The 18,207-nt window shown below is 66.8% G+C and carries 15 protein-coding genes; 4 read left to right on the forward strand and 11 right to left on the reverse strand.

Annotated elements, in window-relative coordinates:
* The first annotated feature begins 33 nt into the window (after positions 1-33).
* Together V5F77_RS07355 and V5F77_RS07360 are read left to right on the forward strand one after the other, a co-directional pair.
* Entirely contained in the window at positions 34-816 is a 783-nt protein-coding gene (locus V5F77_RS07355) for a 3-hydroxybutyrate dehydrogenase (RefSeq protein WP_429004691.1), read from the forward strand.
* A 19-nt stretch (positions 817-835) separates the two neighbouring features.
* Positions 836-2,032 carry a patatin-like phospholipase family protein gene (locus V5F77_RS07360; protein WP_429004692.1) on the forward strand — a complete coding sequence of 399 codons (1,197 nt, stop codon included), beginning with the start codon at positions 836-838 and terminating at the stop codon, positions 2,030-2,032.
* Positions 2,033-2,316: 284 nt separating this feature from the next.
* Here the strand turns inward: V5F77_RS07360 and V5F77_RS07365 are convergent, their stop codons facing one another.
* The 5 genes from V5F77_RS07365 to argH form a co-directional block, all read right to left on the reverse strand.
* Positions 2,317-2,613, reverse strand: coding sequence for a hypothetical protein (locus V5F77_RS07365; RefSeq protein WP_429004693.1), 297 nt, complete (start codon positions 2,611-2,613; stop codon positions 2,317-2,319).
* Positions 2,614-2,815: 202 nt separating this feature from the next.
* The gene (lysA, locus tag V5F77_RS07370) at positions 2,816-4,084 is read right to left on the reverse strand and encodes a diaminopimelate decarboxylase (RefSeq protein WP_429004694.1); all 1,269 of its coding nucleotides are present in this window, start codon (positions 4,082-4,084) and stop codon (positions 2,816-2,818) included.
* Positions 4,085-4,100: 16 nt separating this feature from the next.
* The gene (gene lptM, locus V5F77_RS07375; protein WP_429004695.1) at positions 4,101-4,502 is read right to left on the reverse strand and encodes an LPS translocon maturation chaperone LptM; all 402 of its coding nucleotides are present in this window, start codon (positions 4,500-4,502) and stop codon (positions 4,101-4,103) included.
* Between the two features lie 125 nt (positions 4,503-4,627).
* Positions 4,628-5,299, reverse strand: a complete 672-nt coding sequence (gene bluB, locus V5F77_RS07380; protein WP_429004696.1) for a 5,6-dimethylbenzimidazole synthase — start codon at positions 5,297-5,299, stop codon at positions 4,628-4,630.
* A 61-nt stretch (positions 5,300-5,360) separates the two neighbouring features.
* Complete coding sequence (gene argH, locus V5F77_RS07385) at positions 5,361-6,758, reverse strand: argininosuccinate lyase (protein WP_429004697.1); 1,398 nt, start codon at positions 6,756-6,758, stop codon at positions 5,361-5,363.
* Between the two features lie 15 nt (positions 6,759-6,773).
* On the opposite strand from argH, the gene tlpA reads away from it, so the two are divergent.
* The gene (gene tlpA, locus V5F77_RS07390) at positions 6,774-7,547 is read left to right on the forward strand and encodes a thiol:disulfide interchange protein TlpA (protein ID WP_429004698.1); all 774 of its coding nucleotides are present in this window, start codon (positions 6,774-6,776) and stop codon (positions 7,545-7,547) included.
* Between the two features lie 62 nt (positions 7,548-7,609).
* Here the strand turns inward: tlpA and V5F77_RS07395 are convergent, their stop codons facing one another.
* From V5F77_RS07395 to V5F77_RS07420, 6 genes are all read right to left on the reverse strand, one after another.
* Positions 7,610-8,803 carry a serine hydrolase domain-containing protein gene (locus V5F77_RS07395; RefSeq protein ID WP_429004699.1) on the reverse strand — a complete coding sequence of 398 codons (1,194 nt, stop codon included), beginning with the start codon at positions 8,801-8,803 and terminating at the stop codon, positions 7,610-7,612.
* 158 nt (positions 8,804-8,961) lie between these two features.
* Positions 8,962-9,843 (reverse strand): 3-hydroxybutyryl-CoA dehydrogenase, encoded by an 882-nt coding sequence (locus V5F77_RS07400; RefSeq protein WP_429004700.1) that lies wholly within the window; start codon positions 9,841-9,843, stop codon positions 8,962-8,964.
* 116 nt (positions 9,844-9,959) lie between these two features.
* A complete protein-coding gene (locus V5F77_RS07405) occupies positions 9,960-10,904 on the reverse strand; it encodes an electron transfer flavoprotein subunit alpha/FixB family protein (RefSeq protein ID WP_429004701.1) in 945 nt (314 codons plus the stop codon).
* Entirely contained in the window at positions 10,904-11,653 is a 750-nt protein-coding gene (locus tag V5F77_RS07410; RefSeq protein WP_429004702.1) for an electron transfer flavoprotein subunit beta/FixA family protein, read from the reverse strand. Before V5F77_RS07410 ends, V5F77_RS07405 begins: the two co-directional genes overlap by 1 nt.
* A 175-nt stretch (positions 11,654-11,828) precedes the next feature.
* Positions 11,829-13,355 carry an HlyD family type I secretion periplasmic adaptor subunit gene (locus tag V5F77_RS07415; RefSeq protein ID WP_429004703.1) on the reverse strand — a complete coding sequence of 509 codons (1,527 nt, stop codon included), beginning with the start codon at positions 13,353-13,355 and terminating at the stop codon, positions 11,829-11,831.
* A 10-nt stretch (positions 13,356-13,365) separates the two neighbouring features.
* Positions 13,366-15,129, reverse strand: a complete 1,764-nt coding sequence (locus V5F77_RS07420; protein WP_429004704.1) for a type I secretion system permease/ATPase — start codon at positions 15,127-15,129, stop codon at positions 13,366-13,368.
* A 241-nt stretch (positions 15,130-15,370) separates the two neighbouring features.
* On the opposite strand from V5F77_RS07420, the gene ppc reads away from it, so the two are divergent.
* Positions 15,371-18,157: a phosphoenolpyruvate carboxylase gene (gene ppc, locus V5F77_RS07425; RefSeq protein ID WP_429004705.1), complete on the forward strand. Its 2,787-nt coding sequence runs from the start codon at positions 15,371-15,373 to the stop codon at positions 18,155-18,157.
* The last annotated feature ends 50 nt before the right edge of the window (positions 18,158-18,207 follow it).

Genomic DNA, 18,207 nt, shown 5'->3' on the forward strand with positions numbered 1-18,207 from the left:
GTGTGGGCCGCATTGAGCTTGAGGGATAGAACCATGCTGAAGGGTAAGGTCGCTGTCGTCACCGGTTCCACCAGCGGTATCGGGCTCGCTTATGCGCGCGCGTTCGCGGAACAGGGCGCCAATGTGGTCATCAACGGCCTCGGCGATGCCGCGGCGATCGAGGCCGAGCGGACCAAGATCGAGAGCGATTTTGGCGTGAAGGCGCTCTATTCCGACGCCAACATGCTCAAGGCCGAAGAGATCACCGGCATGGTAAAGCTCGCCGAGACTGAATTCGGCGCCTGCGACGTCCTGGTCAACAACGCCGGCATCCAGCACGTGGCGCCGATCGAGGAATTCCCGATCGAGACCTGGAACATGATCATCGCCATCAACCTGACGGCCGCCTTTATCGCCACCCGCGCCGCCATCCCCGGCATGAAGGCCAAGAAGTGGGGCCGCATCATCAATACCGCGTCGGCCCACGCTTTGGTCGGCTCGCCCTTCAAGTCGGCCTATGTGGCGGCGAAGCACGGCATCGCCGGCCTGACCAAGGTCACGGCGCTTGAAACCGCCACCTTCGGCATCACCTGCAACGCCATCTGCCCCGGCTATGTGTGGACGCCCCTGGTGGAAAAGCAGATCCCGGACACCGCCAAGGCGCGCGGCATGACGGAAGAGCAGGTCAAGCGTGACGTGCTGCTCGCCGCCCAGCCCACCAAGGAGTTCGTGACGGTGGAGGAAGTCGCCGCGCTGGCCGTGTTCCTCGCTTCCGACAACGCCCGCTCCATCACCGGCTCGCTGCAGCAGATCGACGGCGGCTGGGTCGCAGAGTAAAGCTGCGGGAGGTCGCCCGATGGCCCAGCGCGACGGTCCCAAGGACAACGAAGTCGAGGCGCCCGACGCCAAAGCCGCCGGGGAGAAATCCCCGGGCGGCAAGGGTGGCGGCACCAAGGCTGGAAAATCCAAGGGTTCGGCCGGGAAGGCGGGCGCGAAAGTCGCCGCCAAGGGCGCAGGAAGCAAATCCTCCGCGGTAAAATCCATTTCTCTCGCGCTCCAGGGGGGTGGCGCCCACGGCGCCTTCACCTGGGGCGTCGTGGACCGCATCCTCCAGGAAGACGGCCTCGTGATCTCCGGCATCTCGGGCACCAGCGCCGGGGCGATGAATGCCGTGGTGCTGGCCTCGGGCCTTGCCAAGGGCAACCGGGAAGAAGCGCGGGGCGCGCTCACCCAATTCTGGCGCGACGTCTCCCGGGACGGGCGCATGTCGCCCATACAGCGCTCCGCGTTCGATCGGCTGATGGGCAATTGGTCGCTCGCCAAGAACCCTGCCTATCTTGCAATGGAAGTCGCGGCCCGCTTCTTTTCCCCTTATGATTTCAACCCGCTGAACATCAATCCGCTGCGCGAGATCATCGATGCGCATGTGGATTTCGAGGCGATCCGCGCCTCGGACCTGAAGGTGTTCATCTCCGCCACCAATGTGCACACCGGCCGGGCACGCATCTTCGGGCACGCCGAGATGAGCGCCGATGCCGTGATGGCCTCCGCCTGCCTGCCGTTCCTGTTCCAGGCGGTGGAAATCGACGGCGTGCCCTATTGGGACGGCGGCTACATGGGCAATCCGCCGCTGTTCCCGCTCTATGAGAAGGCAGAGGCCGAAGACATCATCCTGGTACAGATCAATCCTGTGGTGCGCGAGCAGACGCCCCGCACGGCGGCCGAGATCCAGAACCGCATCAATGAGATCACCTTCAACGCCTCGCTGCTCTCCCAGTTGCGCGCGATCGACCATGCTACCCAATTGATCGAGCAAGGCCTCTTGACGCGCTGGACGCTCGGCGGCTCCGGCTACCGCCGGGTGCGGCTCCATCGCATCGGCAACGGCCAGCTTGTGGATTTTGATCTGTCCTCCAAGCTCAACGCCGAATGGGCCTTCCTCCAGCATCTGCGGGACGTAGGCCGCCAAGCGGCGGAGGAATTCCTGACCGCGCATTTCGACGACCTCGGCAAGCGCTCGACTCTCGACCTCCGGCTCGAGCTTGCCAACTAGCGCGCGGTCTTGAGAGCAATGGGCGCGCCGTCCGGGGCCATGGGGCGGCGAAACGCGCCTGAAACCCCCTAAATCCGGGAAAATGTTTCACGTGAAACAATGACTCGGCGTAGAAGAACACCGTGGTAGAGCGTGAATGTCGCGCAAGTTCCGCGGCTGTTCTCCGGTATTCCGACGAAGTTCAGATGGTCGCACACCGCGCGGCCGGGATGCGGACCGCGTCCGTCCCCGGTCCCCGCCCAGGACGCCCGAAGACCCCTCAAGACCCTCCGCCATGTCCCGTATCAGATCGCCATGGCCGCCAACACTGCCGCGCCCGCAGCCATCGCGACCACGATCACGCCCCACATGGCCCATGTGGGATGCAGGCGCGCCGCGGCGCGCGGGTCCTCCTCACCGAACACCCGCCTTTGGTGATCGCCGGTATCGGCAGCGGACACGGGAGGATATGGGCGTGTGGTCGTCGGCCTGAACCCGGCGGCCTCGTCGTCCGTGCCGAGGGGTGCTGCAGCCGGCCCAAAGGACGGGTCGGTGGTGAAGGACCGCAGGGCATTTTCCTCCCCTGGGGTTAGCGCACCCACCCCAGGGTCCCTTACGGGATCGCCCGGCGGTGCGTGCAATTCCGAGGGCGTGGGCTTTAACGCAGCGGCACCCATCCCCCCGTCGGACGGCTCGCGGCTTTTGAATCGAGGGTCATCGTGAAACCTGCGCGGGTGCATGGGTATCTCCCTTCGTCAGGAGCAACCCAGGCCGAGCCCCGCCTGTTCCCTCAATGGTGCGCCGTCAATCGAACCACGGCGGCTGGCGATCGAGGGCAATCAGTGCCTCGGCCGCAACACGGGGACGCACCACGGCGTGGGCGGCGCCACGCACCAGAACCTCGGGAACGAGGGCACGGGTGTTGTACGTACCGGCCTGGACCGCCCCATAGGCACCCGCAGTCATCACCGCCAGCAGGTCACCCGCCTTCAGCTCCGGCAGGGTGCGGTTGAGGGCGAGATAATCGCCGGTCTCGCACACCGGGCCGACCACGTCCGCGACCAAGGTCGGCGCACCGGGAAGCGGCTGCGCCACGGTCACGATGTCATGATGGGCGTCGTACAGGGTTGGGCGGATGAGATCGTTCATGCCCGCGTCGACGATCACGAACGTCTTGCCCTCGCCGCGCTTCACATAGAGCACGCGGGTCACCAGGATGCCGGCATTGGCCACGATCATGCGGCCCATCTCGAAAATCAGCGGCAGCTTCAGATCGCCCAGCGCGCGATTGACCGCGGCGGCATAAGCATCCGGTGTCGGCGGCACGGGATCGCTCGCCGCATAGGGCACGCCAAGGCCGCCGCCGAGATCGAGATGGTGCAGCGTATGGCCCGCGGCCATCAGGTCGCGCGCCAGCTCCGCCAGCAGCAGGATGGCATTCTCGAACGGCGCCATGTCGGTGATCTGGCTGCCGATGTGCATGTCCACGCCGGCAATGCGGATTCCGGGCAGGCGCGCCGCCTCCTCATAGACCGAGCGGGCGATGGAGATGGGAATGCCGAACTTGTTCTCGGACTTGCCGGTGGAGATCTTGGCGTGGGTTTTTGCATCCACATCGGGATTGACCCGCAGCGACACCGGGGCGATGACGCCCCGCGCGCTCGCCACCTCCGAGAGCTGCTCCAGCTCCGGCTCACTCTCCACGTTGAAGCATTTGATGCCAGCATCGAGCGCGTCGGCCATTTCCTGGCGCGTCTTGCCGACGCCGGAAAACACGATGCGCTGCGCCGGCACCTCGGCGGCGAGCGCGCGCTTCAATTCCCCACCGGAGACGATGTCCGCCCCGGCGCCGAGCCGGGCGAGCGTGGAAATCACCGCCTGGTTGGAATTCGCCTTCAGCGCATAGCACAGCAGCATGTCGCGGCCGGCAAAGGCCTGCGTGAACACGCGATAGTGCCGCTCCAGCGTCGCGGTGGAATAGCAATAGAAAGGCGTGCCTACGCTATGAGCAAGCGCGGTGAGGTCGACGTCCTCCGCATGGAGGCGCCCGTCGCGATAATCGAAATGATGCATGGCGGCTCCGGGCGCGTCAGAGCAGCCCGTCCAGGATGAAGGGACGTTTGGCGATGTTGGGTGTCTGCGTCACCGGACGGGAGACCGAATCACCGGGCGTGTTGGGGGAGACATAGGCATTGCCCGACGCCGCGCGCGCATCGGCGCTGCCCGGCTGGGCGGTGTTGGTGGACATGATATCGTCGGTCGTCACCAGGCCGCTGGTAGTGTCGGCGGACCCTTGGGGCGCGGTCGACGCGGCCGAGCCGTTGGCGGCGGTGGCCGGGCCCGCAGCGGAACCGGTGGTCGCGGCAGCGGCCTTCTGGCCGGGCGGGGTGGGCGGCTTGGTGCCGGGCGGCTCCAGCGGACCCTTCACGCCGCAGCCGGCGAGCGCCAAGGCAAACAGGAAAGCCAGGGAGACAGGCAAGCGATGCGACACGGCGAGGCCATCCAAGAAAATTCGACGCCACTATAGCGAGGGATACGCCAAAGGCGAGCCCCGCGCTCGGCAGCGCTTCTCTCTACCGCACCGCAGCGCCGCTGTCGCGCAAGTGTGCGGCATTCTCAGCGCCGCAGAACGAACCCCTCCGGCGGGTGGCGGTGCTCCCAATGGCGGGTTTCCAGCTCCGGAACGGCGCTCTCGGCGCGCGGATAGCCGAGGCAGAAATAGCCGATGAAGCGCCAATCGGCGGGCACGTCCATGATCGGGCCCATGCGCTCCGGCGGCAGGATCGAGACCCAGCCGAGGCCGATGCCCTCCGCCCGCGCCGCGAGCCATAACGTCTGCACCGCCATAACCGCCGAATAATCCAGCGTCTCCGGCATGGTGAGCCGGCCGAGCCCGTGGCCCTGGGCGGTCTCGCGATCCGCGAACAGGGCGAAATGCACCGGCGCGTCGTCGAGCCCCGCGAGCTTGAGGCGGGCATAAGCGGCGCCCCGGTCGGCGGACTGGTTCGCCAGCGCCTGGGCATTGCAGGTCTCGAAACAGGCGCGCACCGCCGCGCGGCGGGCCGGATCGTCCACCAGCACGAACCGCCAGGGCTCGCTCAAGCCAACGGAGGGCGAGAGGCAGGCCATTTGCAGCAGCCGCGCCATCGTGCCGTCGGGCAGCGGATCGGTGCGGAAGTGCCGCACGTCCCGCCGCCAGGCGAGCAGATCGTGCAGCCGCGCGCGAAACGCGGCATCGAAACGCGGCGCGGGGTCCGCGCCGCCGTTGATCCCTTCATGCGCGACCATGGGTGCCTCCCTCCCCGCCGCCCTTCGCCCGCCGTTTGCGGCGGTGCGATCCTCTTCGGCCTCAGGCCTTCGCGGCTTCCGCCTGAAGGCGCTTGAGCCAGCGCTTGGCCTGCGCGCGCACCCGGCTCGGCGCGGTGCCGCCGTAGGATACGCGGCTCTGCACGGAGCGGGTCACGGACAATACGCTGAATACATCCTGCGTGATGCGGTCATCCACGCTCTGCATGTCCTCCAGCGAAAGCCGGTGCAGGCCGATGCCGCGATCGGATGCCAGCGCGACGATGCGCCCGGTCACATGATGCGCCTCGCGGAACGGCATTCCGGCCGCCCGCACCAGCCAGTCGGCAAGATCGGTGGCGGTGGAATAGCCCTGCCCGGCGGCGGTCTTCATGCGCGCGGTGTCGGGCTCGATGTCGCGGACCATGCCGGCGGTGGCGGCGATCACCAGGGACAGCGCCGAGAAGGCGTCGAAGGCGCCTTCCTTGTCTTCCTGCATGTCTTTGGCATAAGCCAGCGGCAGGCCCTTCATCACCACCAGCAGCCCGGTCAGGGCGCCGATGATGCGGCCCGCCTTGGCGCGCACCAGTTCGGCGGCATCCGGATTGCGCTTCTGCGGCATGATGGAGGAGCCGGTGGTGAACTTGTCGGAGAGCTTGATCAGCGAGAAGGCGGGCGAGGTCCAGATCACCACTTCTTCGGCGAAGCGCGAGAGATGCACGGCGCAGATGGCGGCAGCCGAGAGCGTCTCCAGCACAAAATCGCGATCCGACACCGCATCGAGGGAATTCGCCGTCGGCCGGTCAAAGCCGAGCGCCTTTGCGGTGGCGTCGCGATCGATAGGGAAGGAGGTGCCGGCGAGCGCCGCCGAACCGAGCGGGGATTCGTTGAGCCGCACCCGCGCATCGCGCATCCGCCCGCGATCCCGGCCGAGCATCTCCACATAGGCCATCAGATGGTGGCCGTAGGTGACCGGCTGGGCGGTCTGCAGATGGGTAAATCCGGGCATGACGGTGGCCGCATGGGCCAGCGCCTTTTCCGAAAGCGCCAATTGCAGGTCCGCCATCTGCGCGTCGAGCGCGTCCACCGTGTCGCGCACATAGAGGCGGAAGTCGGTGGCGACCTGATCGTTGCGCGAGCGGGCGGTGTGCAGGCGGCCGGCGCTCGGCCCGATCATGTCGGCGAGGCGCTGCTCCACATTCATATGGATGTCTTCCAGATCGCGCCGGAAGGTGAATTTGCCCGCTTCGATCTCTGACAGGATCGTGTCTAGACCGGCCTGGATCTTCTCGACATCCTCCCCCGCGACGATGCCCTGCGTCGCCAGCATAGCTGCATGGGCCTTGGATCCGGCGATATCCTGGGCGTAAAGACGCTGGTCGAAGCCGATGGAGGCGTTGATTTCCTCCATGATCGCATCGGGGCCCGTGGAGAATCGCCCGCCCCACATCTTGTTGCTCATGACGGATCTCCTGTGATGACCGAGCCGACCTTGCCGCCCTCGCCCGCCGAACATCGCGCCGCGCCCGCCGGTGGCGGCAAAGGGCGCGTGCTGGCTGTGGTGGCAGGGGCGGCGCTTGCTGGCGCCGTGGTCGGCGCGCTCGCCCTATACGGGATGAATGCCCTTCCCGGCAATGCGCCCGCGCCATCGACTGCGGCGTCAACGCCGAATGCGCCGGCCGCACCCGTGGCCGAGAGCACCAGTTCCGCCCGCGACCCCGCCTGCGCCCCGGCGGTGGAGGCGGCGAAGCGCCTTGCGCCGCTCGCCAAGGGCGAAATCGCCGCCTTCACGCTCGCCACCGAACCGCGCCGTCTGCCGCCGCTCTCCTTTGCCGACGGCACCGGCGCGCCGAAAACGCTGGCGGACTTCAAGGGCAAGCTGCTGCTGGTCAATCTGTGGGCCACGTGGTGCGTGCCCTGCCGTAAGGAAATGCCGGCCCTCGACCGGCTGGAGCAGACCCTCGGCGGCGACACATTCCAGGTGGTGGCGATCAACCTGGACACCCGCGACGCGGAAAAGCCGAAGGCGTTCCTGAAGGAGATCGGCATCTCCAACCTCGCCTTCTACGCCGATTCCGGCACCAAGACCTTCCAGGCCCTGCGCGCGGTGGGGCGTGGCTTCGGCTTGCCCACCACCTTGCTGGTGGATGCCCAGGGCTGCGAGCTCGGCTATCTCGCCGGGCCGGCCGAATGGGCGAGCGAAGATGCCCAGCGCCTCATCAAAGCCGCGGTGAGCGGCGGACAGGGCTGAAATTCAGGCAGACGGGGGGAAACCGGAAGGTCCAAAGCAGCCCGCCCCTCGTACGTGAACATTCAAACCCCCAGCAGCAGCTTCATCGCCCGCATGCCGACAGACGTGGCGGCTGGCCCGTTGCAGAGCGCGAACACTCCGTGAGGCGACGGCCTGCCCGTGCCCTGCCAGGCCGAAAATCCCATCCACGAGGTGAAGCCAGCCACTCCGCCGTTCTTGTTGAGAATGGTGACGCGGCCCTGCGGAGTCTGCACCGAAGCGCGGAACCAACCGTAGCCGGTGTGCGGCGCATTGCCGGTGCCGCAGGCGGGCGCAGAGAAATCGGCACCCTGCTGGTACGCCAAGGCGGGATCGGTAAGGCCACCCGGGGCAAGGCCCATGTTCAGCCTGAGATAGGCCAGCATGTCGGCGCCGGTGCTGACCACGCCGCCAGCCCCCACCGCCGCCGGATGCGTCGGCCGATACGGCGCCTCGCGCGGCAACGCCTGCCATTGGCGGGTGTAGCCGACCGGAAGACGCGCCTTCATACCCGGCCGGAACCATCCGGTATCGACGGCACCGAAGCTGGCGCAATAATCCCCGAGGCGGCGGTCGTAGCGTTCCGCATAGCCGGCCGCGTCGGTCCCGGCGATCCCTATCCCCGCCATGGCGAGCAGGGCCCAGCCGAGGTTGGAATAGGCATAGCAATCCCCCTGCTCCATGGGCGGCGTATAGCGCGAGAGGAAATCGAACAGGGTCTGGAAACCGGCCATGATGCGGGGCGGATAAGCGCCGCCCTGGTTGTCCTGCGGCAGACCGGGCCGGTAGGTGGCGAGATTGACCAGCCTCAGCCCCTCGACCGCCCGCGACAGCCGCGCGCTGCCGCCGAGCCAGGTTCCGAGCGTGCCTTCGAACGGCCCGTGGCGCTTGTAATGCAGGCTAGAGGTGAAGACCTTGGAGATGGAGCCGATCTCGAACGGAGTCTTGCCGTCGAGCACGAGGTCACGGCCGAGGGGATTGGTCAGCCCCTCGCCGCCGGCGAACAGCAGCCGGCCCTCGCCCCGCGGCCCCACCACCCCGAGCACCAGGGCGAGGTGAGCGCCGCGTTGCACCCGCGCGCGGGTGCATTCGGCGTCGATCAGGGCCTGAAGAGGGTCCGTGCCACCATCCGTGGAACCGGCCCCCAGAACCTCAGGGCGGATGGGCTGCGCCCAGACGCCAGATGTCGCCAGGCTCGAAACCAGCCCGCCCATCACAACCGCGCGCCGTGTCAGCATCCATGGCCCCCGCAGATCTCACCCAGGCATAGCCCGGTTTGCGGCGAGATCAGGGAAAATGGCGTGCGAACACGAAAACGGGAACGCCCGCTCGCGGTCAGGGGCAGGACTTCAAGCCGATCATGCCCGGGTCGGGAGAACCGGTCGCCGGTCCCGCCTCAGCGGGTGGGAACCGGCTTCTCTCCGCGATAATCGTAGAAGCCGCGCTGGGTCTTGCGGCCGAGCCAGCCGGCTTCGACATATTTCACCAGCAGCGGGCAAGGGCGATATTTGCTGTCGGCAAGGCCCTCGTGCAGCACCTGCATGATGGCAAGGCAGGTGTCGAGGCCGATGAAATCCGCCAACTGCAACGGGCCCATGGGATGGTTGGCGCCGAGCTTCATGGCCCGGTCAATGGCGTCCACCGAGCCGACGCCCTCATAGAGGGTATAGATCGCCTCGTTGATCATGGGCAGCAGGATGCGGTTGACGATGAAGGCAGGGAAATCCTCCGCCACCGCATAGGTCTTGTGCAGCCGCGAGACGAACTGCTTGGCGCTCTCGAACGTGTCGTCGTCCGTGGCAATGCCGCGCACCAGTTCCACCAATTCCATCAGCGGCACCGGATTCATGAAGTGAATGCCGATGAAGCGTTCCGGCCGGTCGGTGGCGGCGGCGAGGCGGGTGATGGAGATCGACGAGGTATTGGAGGCGAGCATCGCCTCGGGGCGCAGCACCCGGCACAGATCGACGAAGATCTTGCGCTTGACCTCTTCCCGCTCGGTGGCGGATTCGATCACGAGGTCGCAGTCCGCGAGCCCCTCCGCCGTGGGGGCGCCGACGATCCGCTGGAGCGCGGCCTGACGCGCCTCCTCGGTCACGGTACCCTTGGACACCTGCTTGGCCATGTTGCCGTTGATCGTGGCGAGGCCGGAGCGGATACGGTCCGGGTCGGCGTCGCTCAGCGCCACGTCAAAGCCCGCGAGCCCGCAGACATGGGCGATGCCATTGCCCATCTGGCCGGCGCCGATGATCCCGACCTTCTTGATCTCGAGCGGCATGATGCTCTGGTCTTTCCGCTATGAGGAGCCGGAATGGCCCCTGTGGGCGCCGAACCGGATGGCCCGACGCCGCTTGAGGATATCGCCCGGCTTTACGTTGGGCGCCGGGCTGCCGATCAGCCTTTGGTCTTGGCGATTGCCGCCCGGAGTTCAGGCACGATGGAGAACAGATCGCCCACAAGGCCGTAGTCCGCAACCTGGAAAATAGGCGCTTCCTCGTCCTTGTTGATGGCGACGATGATCTTGGAATCCTTCATCCCCGCCAAGTGCTGAATCGCACCCGAGATGCCCACCGCCACATAAAGTTCGGGCGCGACCACCTTGCCGGTCTGGCCGACCTGCCAATCGTTCGGGGCGTAGCCGGCATCCACCGCGGCGCGCGAAGCGCCGACCGCAGCACCGAGCACGTCGGCCAAGGGCTCAATGACCTCGGCGAATTTCTCCTTGGAGCCGACCGCGCGACCGCCGGAGACGATGATCTTCGCCGCGGTCAGTTCAGGCCGGTCCGAGGCGGCGATGCTCTCGTCCACGAACGAGGACACGCCGGGATTTTCCGCCGCGCCGACGGTCTCGACCGGAGCCGAACCGCCTTCAGCCGTGGCGCCGAACGAGGCGGTACGCACGGTGATGACCTTCTTGGCATCCGTGCTCTGGACGGTCTGGATGGCGTTGCCGGCATAGATCGGCCGCTGGAACGTGTCGGGCGAGACCACCTTCACGATGTCGGACACCTGCATCACATCCAGCAGAGCGGCGACGCGCGGCAGCACGTTCTTCGACACCGAAGTGGAGGGGCCGACGATGGCGTCATAGCCCGGCGCGAGCGAGACGATCAGAGCCGCCAGCGGTTCGGCGAGGCGATGGGCATAGGATTCGCCCTCGGCGAGCAGCACCTTCTCGACACCCGAGAGCTTGGCCGCGGCCTGCGCCACCGCGGCGGCATTCTGGCCGGCCACCAGGATGTGCACCGGGCCGCCCAAGGCGGCGGCGGCGGTCAGGGCCTTGGCGGTGGCGCCGTTGAGAACCGAATTGTCGTGTTCGGCGAGCAGCAAAGTCGTCATCAGATCACCCCCGCCTCATCCTTGAGCTTCGCCACCAGCTCGGCCACCGAGCCCACCTTCACCCCGGCCTTGCGGCCGGCCGGCTCGGCGGTGTTCAGCACCTTGAGGCGCGGCGCCACGTCCACGCCGTAGGCGTCGGGCGTCTTCTCGTCGATGGGCTTCTTCTTGGCCTTCATGATGTTGGGCAGCGAGGCATAGCGCGGCTCGTTCAGCCGAAGGTCGGTTGTGACAATGGCCGGCAGCGCCAGCTTCACCGTCTGCAGCCCGCCGTCGATCTCGCGGGTCACCAGGGCCGCGCCCTCTTCCAGCACCACCTTGGAGGCGAAGGTGCCCTGGCCCCAGCCAAGAAGAGCCGCCAGCATCTGGCCGGTCTGGTTGGCGTCGTCGTCGATCGCCTGCTTGCCGAGGATCACGAGCTGCGGGGCTTCCTCACCCACCACACCCTTGAGGATCTTCGCGACGGCCAGCGGCTCGACCACGCCGTCCACCTTCACCAGGATGCCGCGGTCGGCGCCCATGGCAAGCGCTGTGCGCAGGGTCTCGGTCGCCTGCGCCGGGCCGATGGAAACCACCACCACCTCGGTGGCCTTGCCCGCTTCCTTGAGACGCAGGGCTTCTTCCACCGCGATCTCGTCAAACGGATTCATGGACATCTTGACGTTGGCCAGTTCCACACCGGACCCGTCCGCCTTCACGCGGACCTTCACGTTGTAGTCCACCACCCGCTTGACCGGCACCAGGATCTTCATTGTTGAGCGCGCCTCCCGACCCACTTTAAGTGCGGCTGCGGAAATTCTCCCGCGCCGGAGCCATGCACCGCAAACTGCGCAGCGCAGCAAACCTTGGGGCGGGCAACCTAGGAGTGGCCCGAAACCGTGTCAACGCGGAAGCTGGCACGGGTTTGAACCCTGCCACGCAACGTTCTCATTTCTCGCGGAAGGATCGGCTGAGCGCATCGGTGAGCGGCCGCGTCAAATAGCTCATGACGCTGCGTTCACCGGTGTTGAAAACCACTTCCGCCGGCATGCCTGGGCGCAGGCGCGCCTTCATGTCGTCGGGAATGTCCGTGCTCGCAACCGCCACCACCGCCTGGAAATAGGGCTGGTGCGTGGTCTCGTCCATCAGCCGGTCGGGCGAGACCGTGCGCAGCTGGCCGAGAATCAGCGGCGTGGTGCGCGAATGGAAGGCGGGGAAGCGCACCTCCACCCCGGTGACGCCGCCGTGCAGGCGGTCGATGTCGGTGGTGGGCACCTGGGCGTCGACGATCAGGTCGTCGTTCTGTGGCACGATTTCCAACATGGTGTCGCCCGGCCGCACCACCGCACCGACGGTGTAGATCTTCTGGTTGATGTTCTGCACGATGCCGGAGCGCGGGGCGCGAATGTCGATGCGGGAGAGAACGTTCCTGGAGACGTTGAGCTTCTCGCGCAGGTCGGCGATCTTCTGCCGCGTCTCGACGATCTGCCCCGCCACCTCCTCCTGCTGCTTCTGATCCAACTGCTGGATCTGCATTTTCATTTCGCTGATGGTGTTGGCGGCCTTCGCGGCATCGGCCATGTTGCGGCCGACCGTGCCTTGCAGACGGGCCTTCTCGCGCTGCAATTGCGCCACCCGGGGCTTGGAGACCAGCCCCTTGTCATTGAGCTGCTGCACGCCCGCGAGTTCGTCGTCGATATAGAACAATTGCTGGTCGGCGGAGGTGCGTTCACGCGCCAAGCCGTCGATCTCGGTCTGGCCCTGGGCGATGCGGCTGTTGAGGATCGCGGTCTGACCTTCCAGCGAGGCCTTGCGGTCGCGGAACTGCGTCATCTGGTCCGACAGGATCGATTTCAGCGCCGGCTCCTCGGCCCGGGCCAGAAGCTCGGCCGGAAAGGTGATGGCGGCGGCATGCTCGCGCTCGGCCACCAGACGGGCCTCGTTGGCCAGCAAGGTGTCGAGCTGGCTGCGCAGGGAATCGTAGCTGGATTGGGGACTGGTGGGATCGAGGCGAAACAGCAGTTCACCGCGCTCCACGCTCTGACCGTCCTTCACATCGATCTCGGCGACGATGCCGCCCTCCAGATGCTGCACCACCTGGCGCTTGCTCTCCACCGACACCACGCCGGACGCAATCACCGCGCTGTCGATATTGGCGAGCGCCGCCCATCCGCCGAACACGCCGAAGGCGAGGAAGATCACGCCATAGCCCATGGTCGCCACGCGGCGGAAATCGCTGGAGGCCACGGGCGCCTTCATGCCGTTGTCGGCATCGGCGATTTCCGGCGGCGGAGGGGGTAGGACAACCTCGCGCACGAACCGCAGGCCTCCCGCCTTCAGCGCCGCGACACGGTCCAGCACAGCCTTGCCGAGCGGATTCTCGCCAATGCGGCGTGCCAGGGCGCCGGAATATGTGCGCGCCGACTGCGCGGCGATCTTGAGCGTCTGGCGTGGGCTCTCGGGAAGGATGGACATGGGCTTTTCCTCAGGCGCCGGTGGCCTGGCCGCCGAGATGGGCCGCCGAGGGTGCGCCCACCGGTTGCACCAAACGCGGACCTAGCACTTTCGCGAGCACTTCGTCGCGCGGGCCGAAGCCGTGCACCGCGCCTTCGTTCAGCAGCAGGATATAATCGCACAGACCGAGGCTGTTGGTCTTGTGGGTAACCAGAATGACCGTGCGCCCGGCTTGCTTCAGCGCCTGCACCGCCGCCATCAGCGCCTGTTCGCCGGCGGCGTCGAGGCTGGCGTTGGGCTCGTCCAGCACCACCATCGCCGGGCCGCCATATATGGCGCGGGCGAGGGCGATGCGCTGGCGCTGGCCGCCGGAGAGCGAGGCGCCGCTCTCGCCGATCTCGGTGTTATAGCCGCGCGGCAGGCGCTGGATCATCTCGTGCACGCCGGCCATCTGCGCCGCTTGCACCACCTTCGCCTCGTCGCGCTGCGCGAAGCGGGCGATGTTGTCGGCGATCGAGCCGGCGAACAATTCCACGTCCTGCGGCAGGTAGCCGAGACAGCGGCCGAGCTGCTCAGGATCCCAATGGCTGAGGTCGGAACCATCGAGGCGGACGGCACCGGCGCTGGTTGGCCACACCCCCACCAGCACGCGGGCAAGGCTCGATTTTCCCGCCGCGCTCGGGCCGATAATGCCGAGCACCGCGCCGGCCGGTACCGCGAATGAAACGCCGCGCAGCACCGGCGTCTCGCGTCCCGGCGCGTGAACGACCAGGTTTTCCACCTGCAGCGCACCGGTGGGGTCCGGCAGGCGCATGCGGGCGGTGGGCGGCGGCGTCATGCGCAGCAATTCCTGCACCCGGCGGAAGGCCGAGCGCGTGGCGACGATGCTCTTCCAATTTCCAATCGCCATCTCGATCGGCTGGATGCAGCGCCCGACGATGATCGAGGCGGCGATCATCATGCCCGGCGAGATTTCCCGGTTGATGGCGAGATAGGCGCCGAGGCCGAGGATCAGGCTCTGCATGAACATGCGGTTGAACTTGGTGGCGGCCATCAGGAACGCCGCACGGTCGGACGCCAGCGCCTGCCAGCCGAGCGCCGCGCCGCGATGGGTGATCCAGCGCTCGCGCAATTGCCGCACCATGCCCATGGCCTGGAGCACCTCGGCATTGCGGAACGTGGTGGTGGCCTCGTTGTTGGCGCTGATATTGGCCTTGGTGGCCCGGTCGAGGATCGGCCGCGTGACCTTGTCGTTGGCAAACGCCAGACCGCCGGAGATCACGCAGCTCAGCACCGCCAGGATGCCGTACCAGGGATGCAGAAGGGTGGCGAAGATGATGTAGATCGGTACCCACGGCACATCGCAGCAGGAGATCAGCCCCGGGCCGGCAAAGAACTCGCGCACCGTGTCGACGTCGCGCAAGGCCTGCACATGGCCCGGCGAGGGTCGGCGCAGCGAAGCGCGCTGCACCGCATCAAACGCCTCTTCCTTGATGCTCTCGTCGAACTTCGCCCCGGCGCGCACCAGCAATTGGGTGCGCAGCGCCTCAAGCGCGGCGGCGACCATATATAGGATGGCGACGATGACCGTCAGCAAAACCAGGGTCTGCAGGTTGCGGCTTGCCAGAACCCGATCGTAGACCTGCATCATGTAAAGCGAGCCGGTCAGCCCGAGAACATTGATGAAGAAGCTGAAAACCACGACCGTCCAAAGGGCTGGCTTGGCCGCGCGCAAAGCATGATCGAGCGCTGTAGGCGCCGTCGGAAGCGCCGAGCGCGAGGCTGCGAGCGACATTGACCATTGACCCCCGGACCACACCGCCCCTCCCCGAGGAGCGAAAGCTTTCCCGACCCGCAGGCCGGTTTTCTGTTGTCGCTAGCCGCGCGCCCATTGGCAAGAGGCGAAAGCGTTGCGCCAGCTTCGTTCTCATGCCTCACCCGGGTGACGCGCCGGTGACGGGATGCAGCATTTATTTCGCTCTTGCACAAAAGCTCGTTAGACTAAAGAAGAATGACACGGCGCGAGGGGCGGGCAGATGTCGAGTGCGGTGTGGGCGGGGCCAAACGAACCGGCGGATGAAACCAGCGAGAAGGATCGCCCCCTGCGGGAGGATATCCGCCTGCTGGGCCGGATCCTCGGCGATACCGTGCGCGAGCAGGAAGGCGAGGACATCTTCGCGCTCGTCGAGCGCATCCGGCAGACCTCCTTGCGGTTCCATCGCGATGCCGAGGAAGGCGCCCGGCAGGAGTTGGAGACGATCCTCCAGAGCCTGGATCCCGACACCGCCGTGCGGATCATCCGCGCTTTCAGTTATTTCTCCCACCTCGCGAATATCGCCGAGGACGCGCACCACATCCGTCGCAATCGTGCCCATGCCATCGCCGGCTCGGCGCCGCGCGTGGGCACGCTGGCCAATGCGTTCGCCCGCGCCGAGGATGGCGGCAAGACCCCCTCCGAGCTGAAGGCCTTCTTCGATACCGCCCTGGTGAGCCCGGTGCTCACCGCCCATCCCACCGAGGTGCGGCGCAAGAGCACGCTCAACCGGGAGATGGAGATCGCCGCCTTGCTCGACCGGCGCCAGCGGATCGAAGCGACGCCGGAGGAGGCCGCGCAGGATCTCGACACGTTGCGCCGCGCCATCCTCACCTTGTGGCAAACCGCCATCCTGCGGCGCATCAAGCTGACGGTGCTGGACGAGGTGGTGAACGGCCTCTCCTATTACGACTACACCTTTCTACAGGAAGTCCCGCGCCTGTTCTGCGCCATCGAGGACCATCTGGAGCAACTGGACCCGCGTGCGGGCCCGGTGGACGTGTCCTCGTTCCTGCGGGTCGGGAGCTGGATCGGCGGCGACCGGGACGGCAATCCCTTCGTCACCGCCGAAGTGCTGTGCACCACTGTCGAGCTGCATCGCGACCGTGCCATGCGCTTCTACCGGGAAGAAGTGGAGGCCCTGGCGGCCGAGCTGTCCCTGGCCAGCCGCCTGGTGCCGGTCGCCCCGGAACTCGCCGAACTGACGACCCCCTCCCCCGACACCTCCGCCCGGCATCGCGACGAACCCTATCGCCGCGCACTCGCGACGGTCGCATCACGCCTCGCCGCCACGGAAGCGACACTGAGGGGCGATCCCGCGCCCGCGTCGTTCGACCCCTATGCGAGCGCGGCCGCATTCACCGCAGACCTCGACATCGTGCATCGCTCCTTGTGCGAGAACGGCGCGCGCGTCCTGGCCCGGGGCCGGCTGCGCAGCCTGCGGCGGGCGGCGGACTGTTTCGGCTTTCACCTCGCCAGCCTCGACCTGCGGCAGAATTCGGACGTGCATGCCCGCACCGTCGGCGAATTGCTGGAAAAGGTTGCGCCCGGCACCAATTATGCCGAGCTGGACGAAGAGGCGCGCATCGCCCTGCTCACCGGCGAACTCACCAATGCCCGCCCGCTCGCCTCGCCCTTCCTGACCTATTCGGAAGAGACCCAGTCGGAACTGGCCATCCTGCACGAGGCGGCGCGCGCCCATCGCATGCTCGGCCCGGCGGTGATCCCCAACTGCATCATCTCCAAGGCGGAGGGCATCTCCGACCTGCTGGAAGTGGCCCTGCTGCTGAAGGAAGTGGGGCTGGTGCAGGCGAGCGGCACCAGCGCGCTCAACATCATCCCGCTGTTCGAGACCATCGGCGACCTGCAGGCCTGCGCCAAGGTCATGGACCGGGCCCTGGCGATCCCGCAATACCGCAGCCTGGTGGACAGCCGGGGTGGTGAGCAGGAGGTCATGCTCGGCTATTCCGACAGCAACAAGGATGGCGGCTTCGTCACCTCGGGCTGGGAATTGTACAAGGCCGAGACCTCGCTCATCGCGGTGTTCCAGCGCCACAAGGTGCGGCTGCGCCTGTTCCACGGGCGCGGCGGCTCGGTGGGGCGTGGCGGCGGACCGAGCTACGATGCCATTCTCGCCCAGCCCGCCGGCGCGGTGGACGGGCAGATCCGCGTGACCGAACAGGGCGAGATCATCGCCTCCAAATATTCCAATCCGGAAGTTGGCCGGCGCAATCTGGAGATCATGGTCTCCGCCACCCTCGACGCCACCCTCCTGCAGCCGGAACAGGCCGATCCCCGGCCGGAATTCTCTGCCTTCATGGAGGACTTGTCCGACCGCGCCTTCACCGCCTATCGCGGCCTCGTCTACGAGACCCCAGGGTTCGAGGATTATTTCTGGTCGTCCACGGTGATCAACGAGATCGCCACCCTGAACATCGGCTCGCGCCCCGCCTCGCGCAACAAAAGCCGATCCATCGAGGCGCTGCGCGCCATCCCCTGGGTGTTCTCCTGGGCGCAATGCCGCCTGATGCTGCCGGCCTGGTACGGCTTCGGCACGGCTGTAAAGGGCTTCCTTGCCGCCCATCCCGAGGACGGGCTCGCCCAATTGCGCGCCATGTATAAGGAATGGCCGTTCTTCCGCACGCTTTTGTCCAACATGGACATGGTGCTCTCGAAAAGCTCGCTGGCGGTGGCCTCGCGCTATGCCGAACTGGTGCCGGACGAACTGCTGCGCGCCCGCATCTTCGAACGCATCCGGGCGGAATACGAGACCTCGATCGAGCTGCTGCTCACCATCATGGGCCAGACCCGCCTGCTGGAGGGCAACCCGCTGCTCGACCGCTCGATCCGAAACCGCTTCCCCTATCTCGACCCCCTGAACCACGTCCAAGTGCACATGCTGAAGCTGCACCGCCGCGCCGAAGCAGGCGAGGATGTGGGGGACAAGGTGCTGCACGGCATCCAGCTCACCATCAACGGCATCTCGGCGGGATTGCGCAATTCCGGTTGAGATCGGCGCTTTCCCTTACGTCGGGCGCGGGGCGGCGATGAACCGCACAG

Source organism: Roseixanthobacter psychrophilus (assembly GCF_043195195.1).
Taxonomy (GTDB): domain Bacteria; phylum Pseudomonadota; class Alphaproteobacteria; order Rhizobiales; family Xanthobacteraceae; genus NCEH01.

Coding starts and splice junctions, on each gene's coding strand:
- V5F77_RS07355 (WP_429004691.1), top strand. CDS start 34: ATGCTGAAGGGTAAGGTCGCTGTCGTCACCGGTTCCACCAGCGGTATC.
- V5F77_RS07360 (WP_429004692.1), top strand. CDS start 836: ATGGCCCAGCGCGACGGTCCCAAGGACAACGAAGTCGAGGCGCCCGAC.
- lysA (WP_429004694.1), bottom strand. CDS start 4,084: ATGCATCATTTCGATTATCGCGACGGGCGCCTCCATGCGGAGGACGTC.
- bluB (WP_429004696.1), bottom strand. CDS start 5,299: ATGGTCGCGCATGAAGGGATCAACGGCGGCGCGGACCCCGCGCCGCGT.
- argH (WP_429004697.1), bottom strand. CDS start 6,758: ATGAGCAACAAGATGTGGGGCGGGCGATTCTCCACGGGCCCCGATGCG.
- tlpA (WP_429004698.1), top strand. CDS start 6,774: ATGACCGAGCCGACCTTGCCGCCCTCGCCCGCCGAACATCGCGCCGCG.
- V5F77_RS07395 (WP_429004699.1), bottom strand. CDS start 8,803: ATGCTGACACGGCGCGCGGTTGTGATGGGCGGGCTGGTTTCGAGCCTG.
- V5F77_RS07400 (WP_429004700.1), bottom strand. CDS start 9,843: ATGCCGCTCGAGATCAAGAAGGTCGGGATCATCGGCGCCGGCCAGATG.
- V5F77_RS07405 (WP_429004701.1), bottom strand. CDS start 10,904: ATGACGACTTTGCTGCTCGCCGAACACGACAATTCGGTTCTCAACGGC.
- V5F77_RS07410 (WP_429004702.1), bottom strand. CDS start 11,653: ATGAAGATCCTGGTGCCGGTCAAGCGGGTGGTGGACTACAACGTGAAG.
- V5F77_RS07415 (WP_429004703.1), bottom strand. CDS start 13,355: ATGTCCATCCTTCCCGAGAGCCCACGCCAGACGCTCAAGATCGCCGCG.
- V5F77_RS07420 (WP_429004704.1), bottom strand. CDS start 15,129: ATGTCGCTCGCAGCCTCGCGCTCGGCGCTTCCGACGGCGCCTACAGCG.
- ppc (WP_429004705.1), top strand. CDS start 15,371: ATGTCGAGTGCGGTGTGGGCGGGGCCAAACGAACCGGCGGATGAAACC.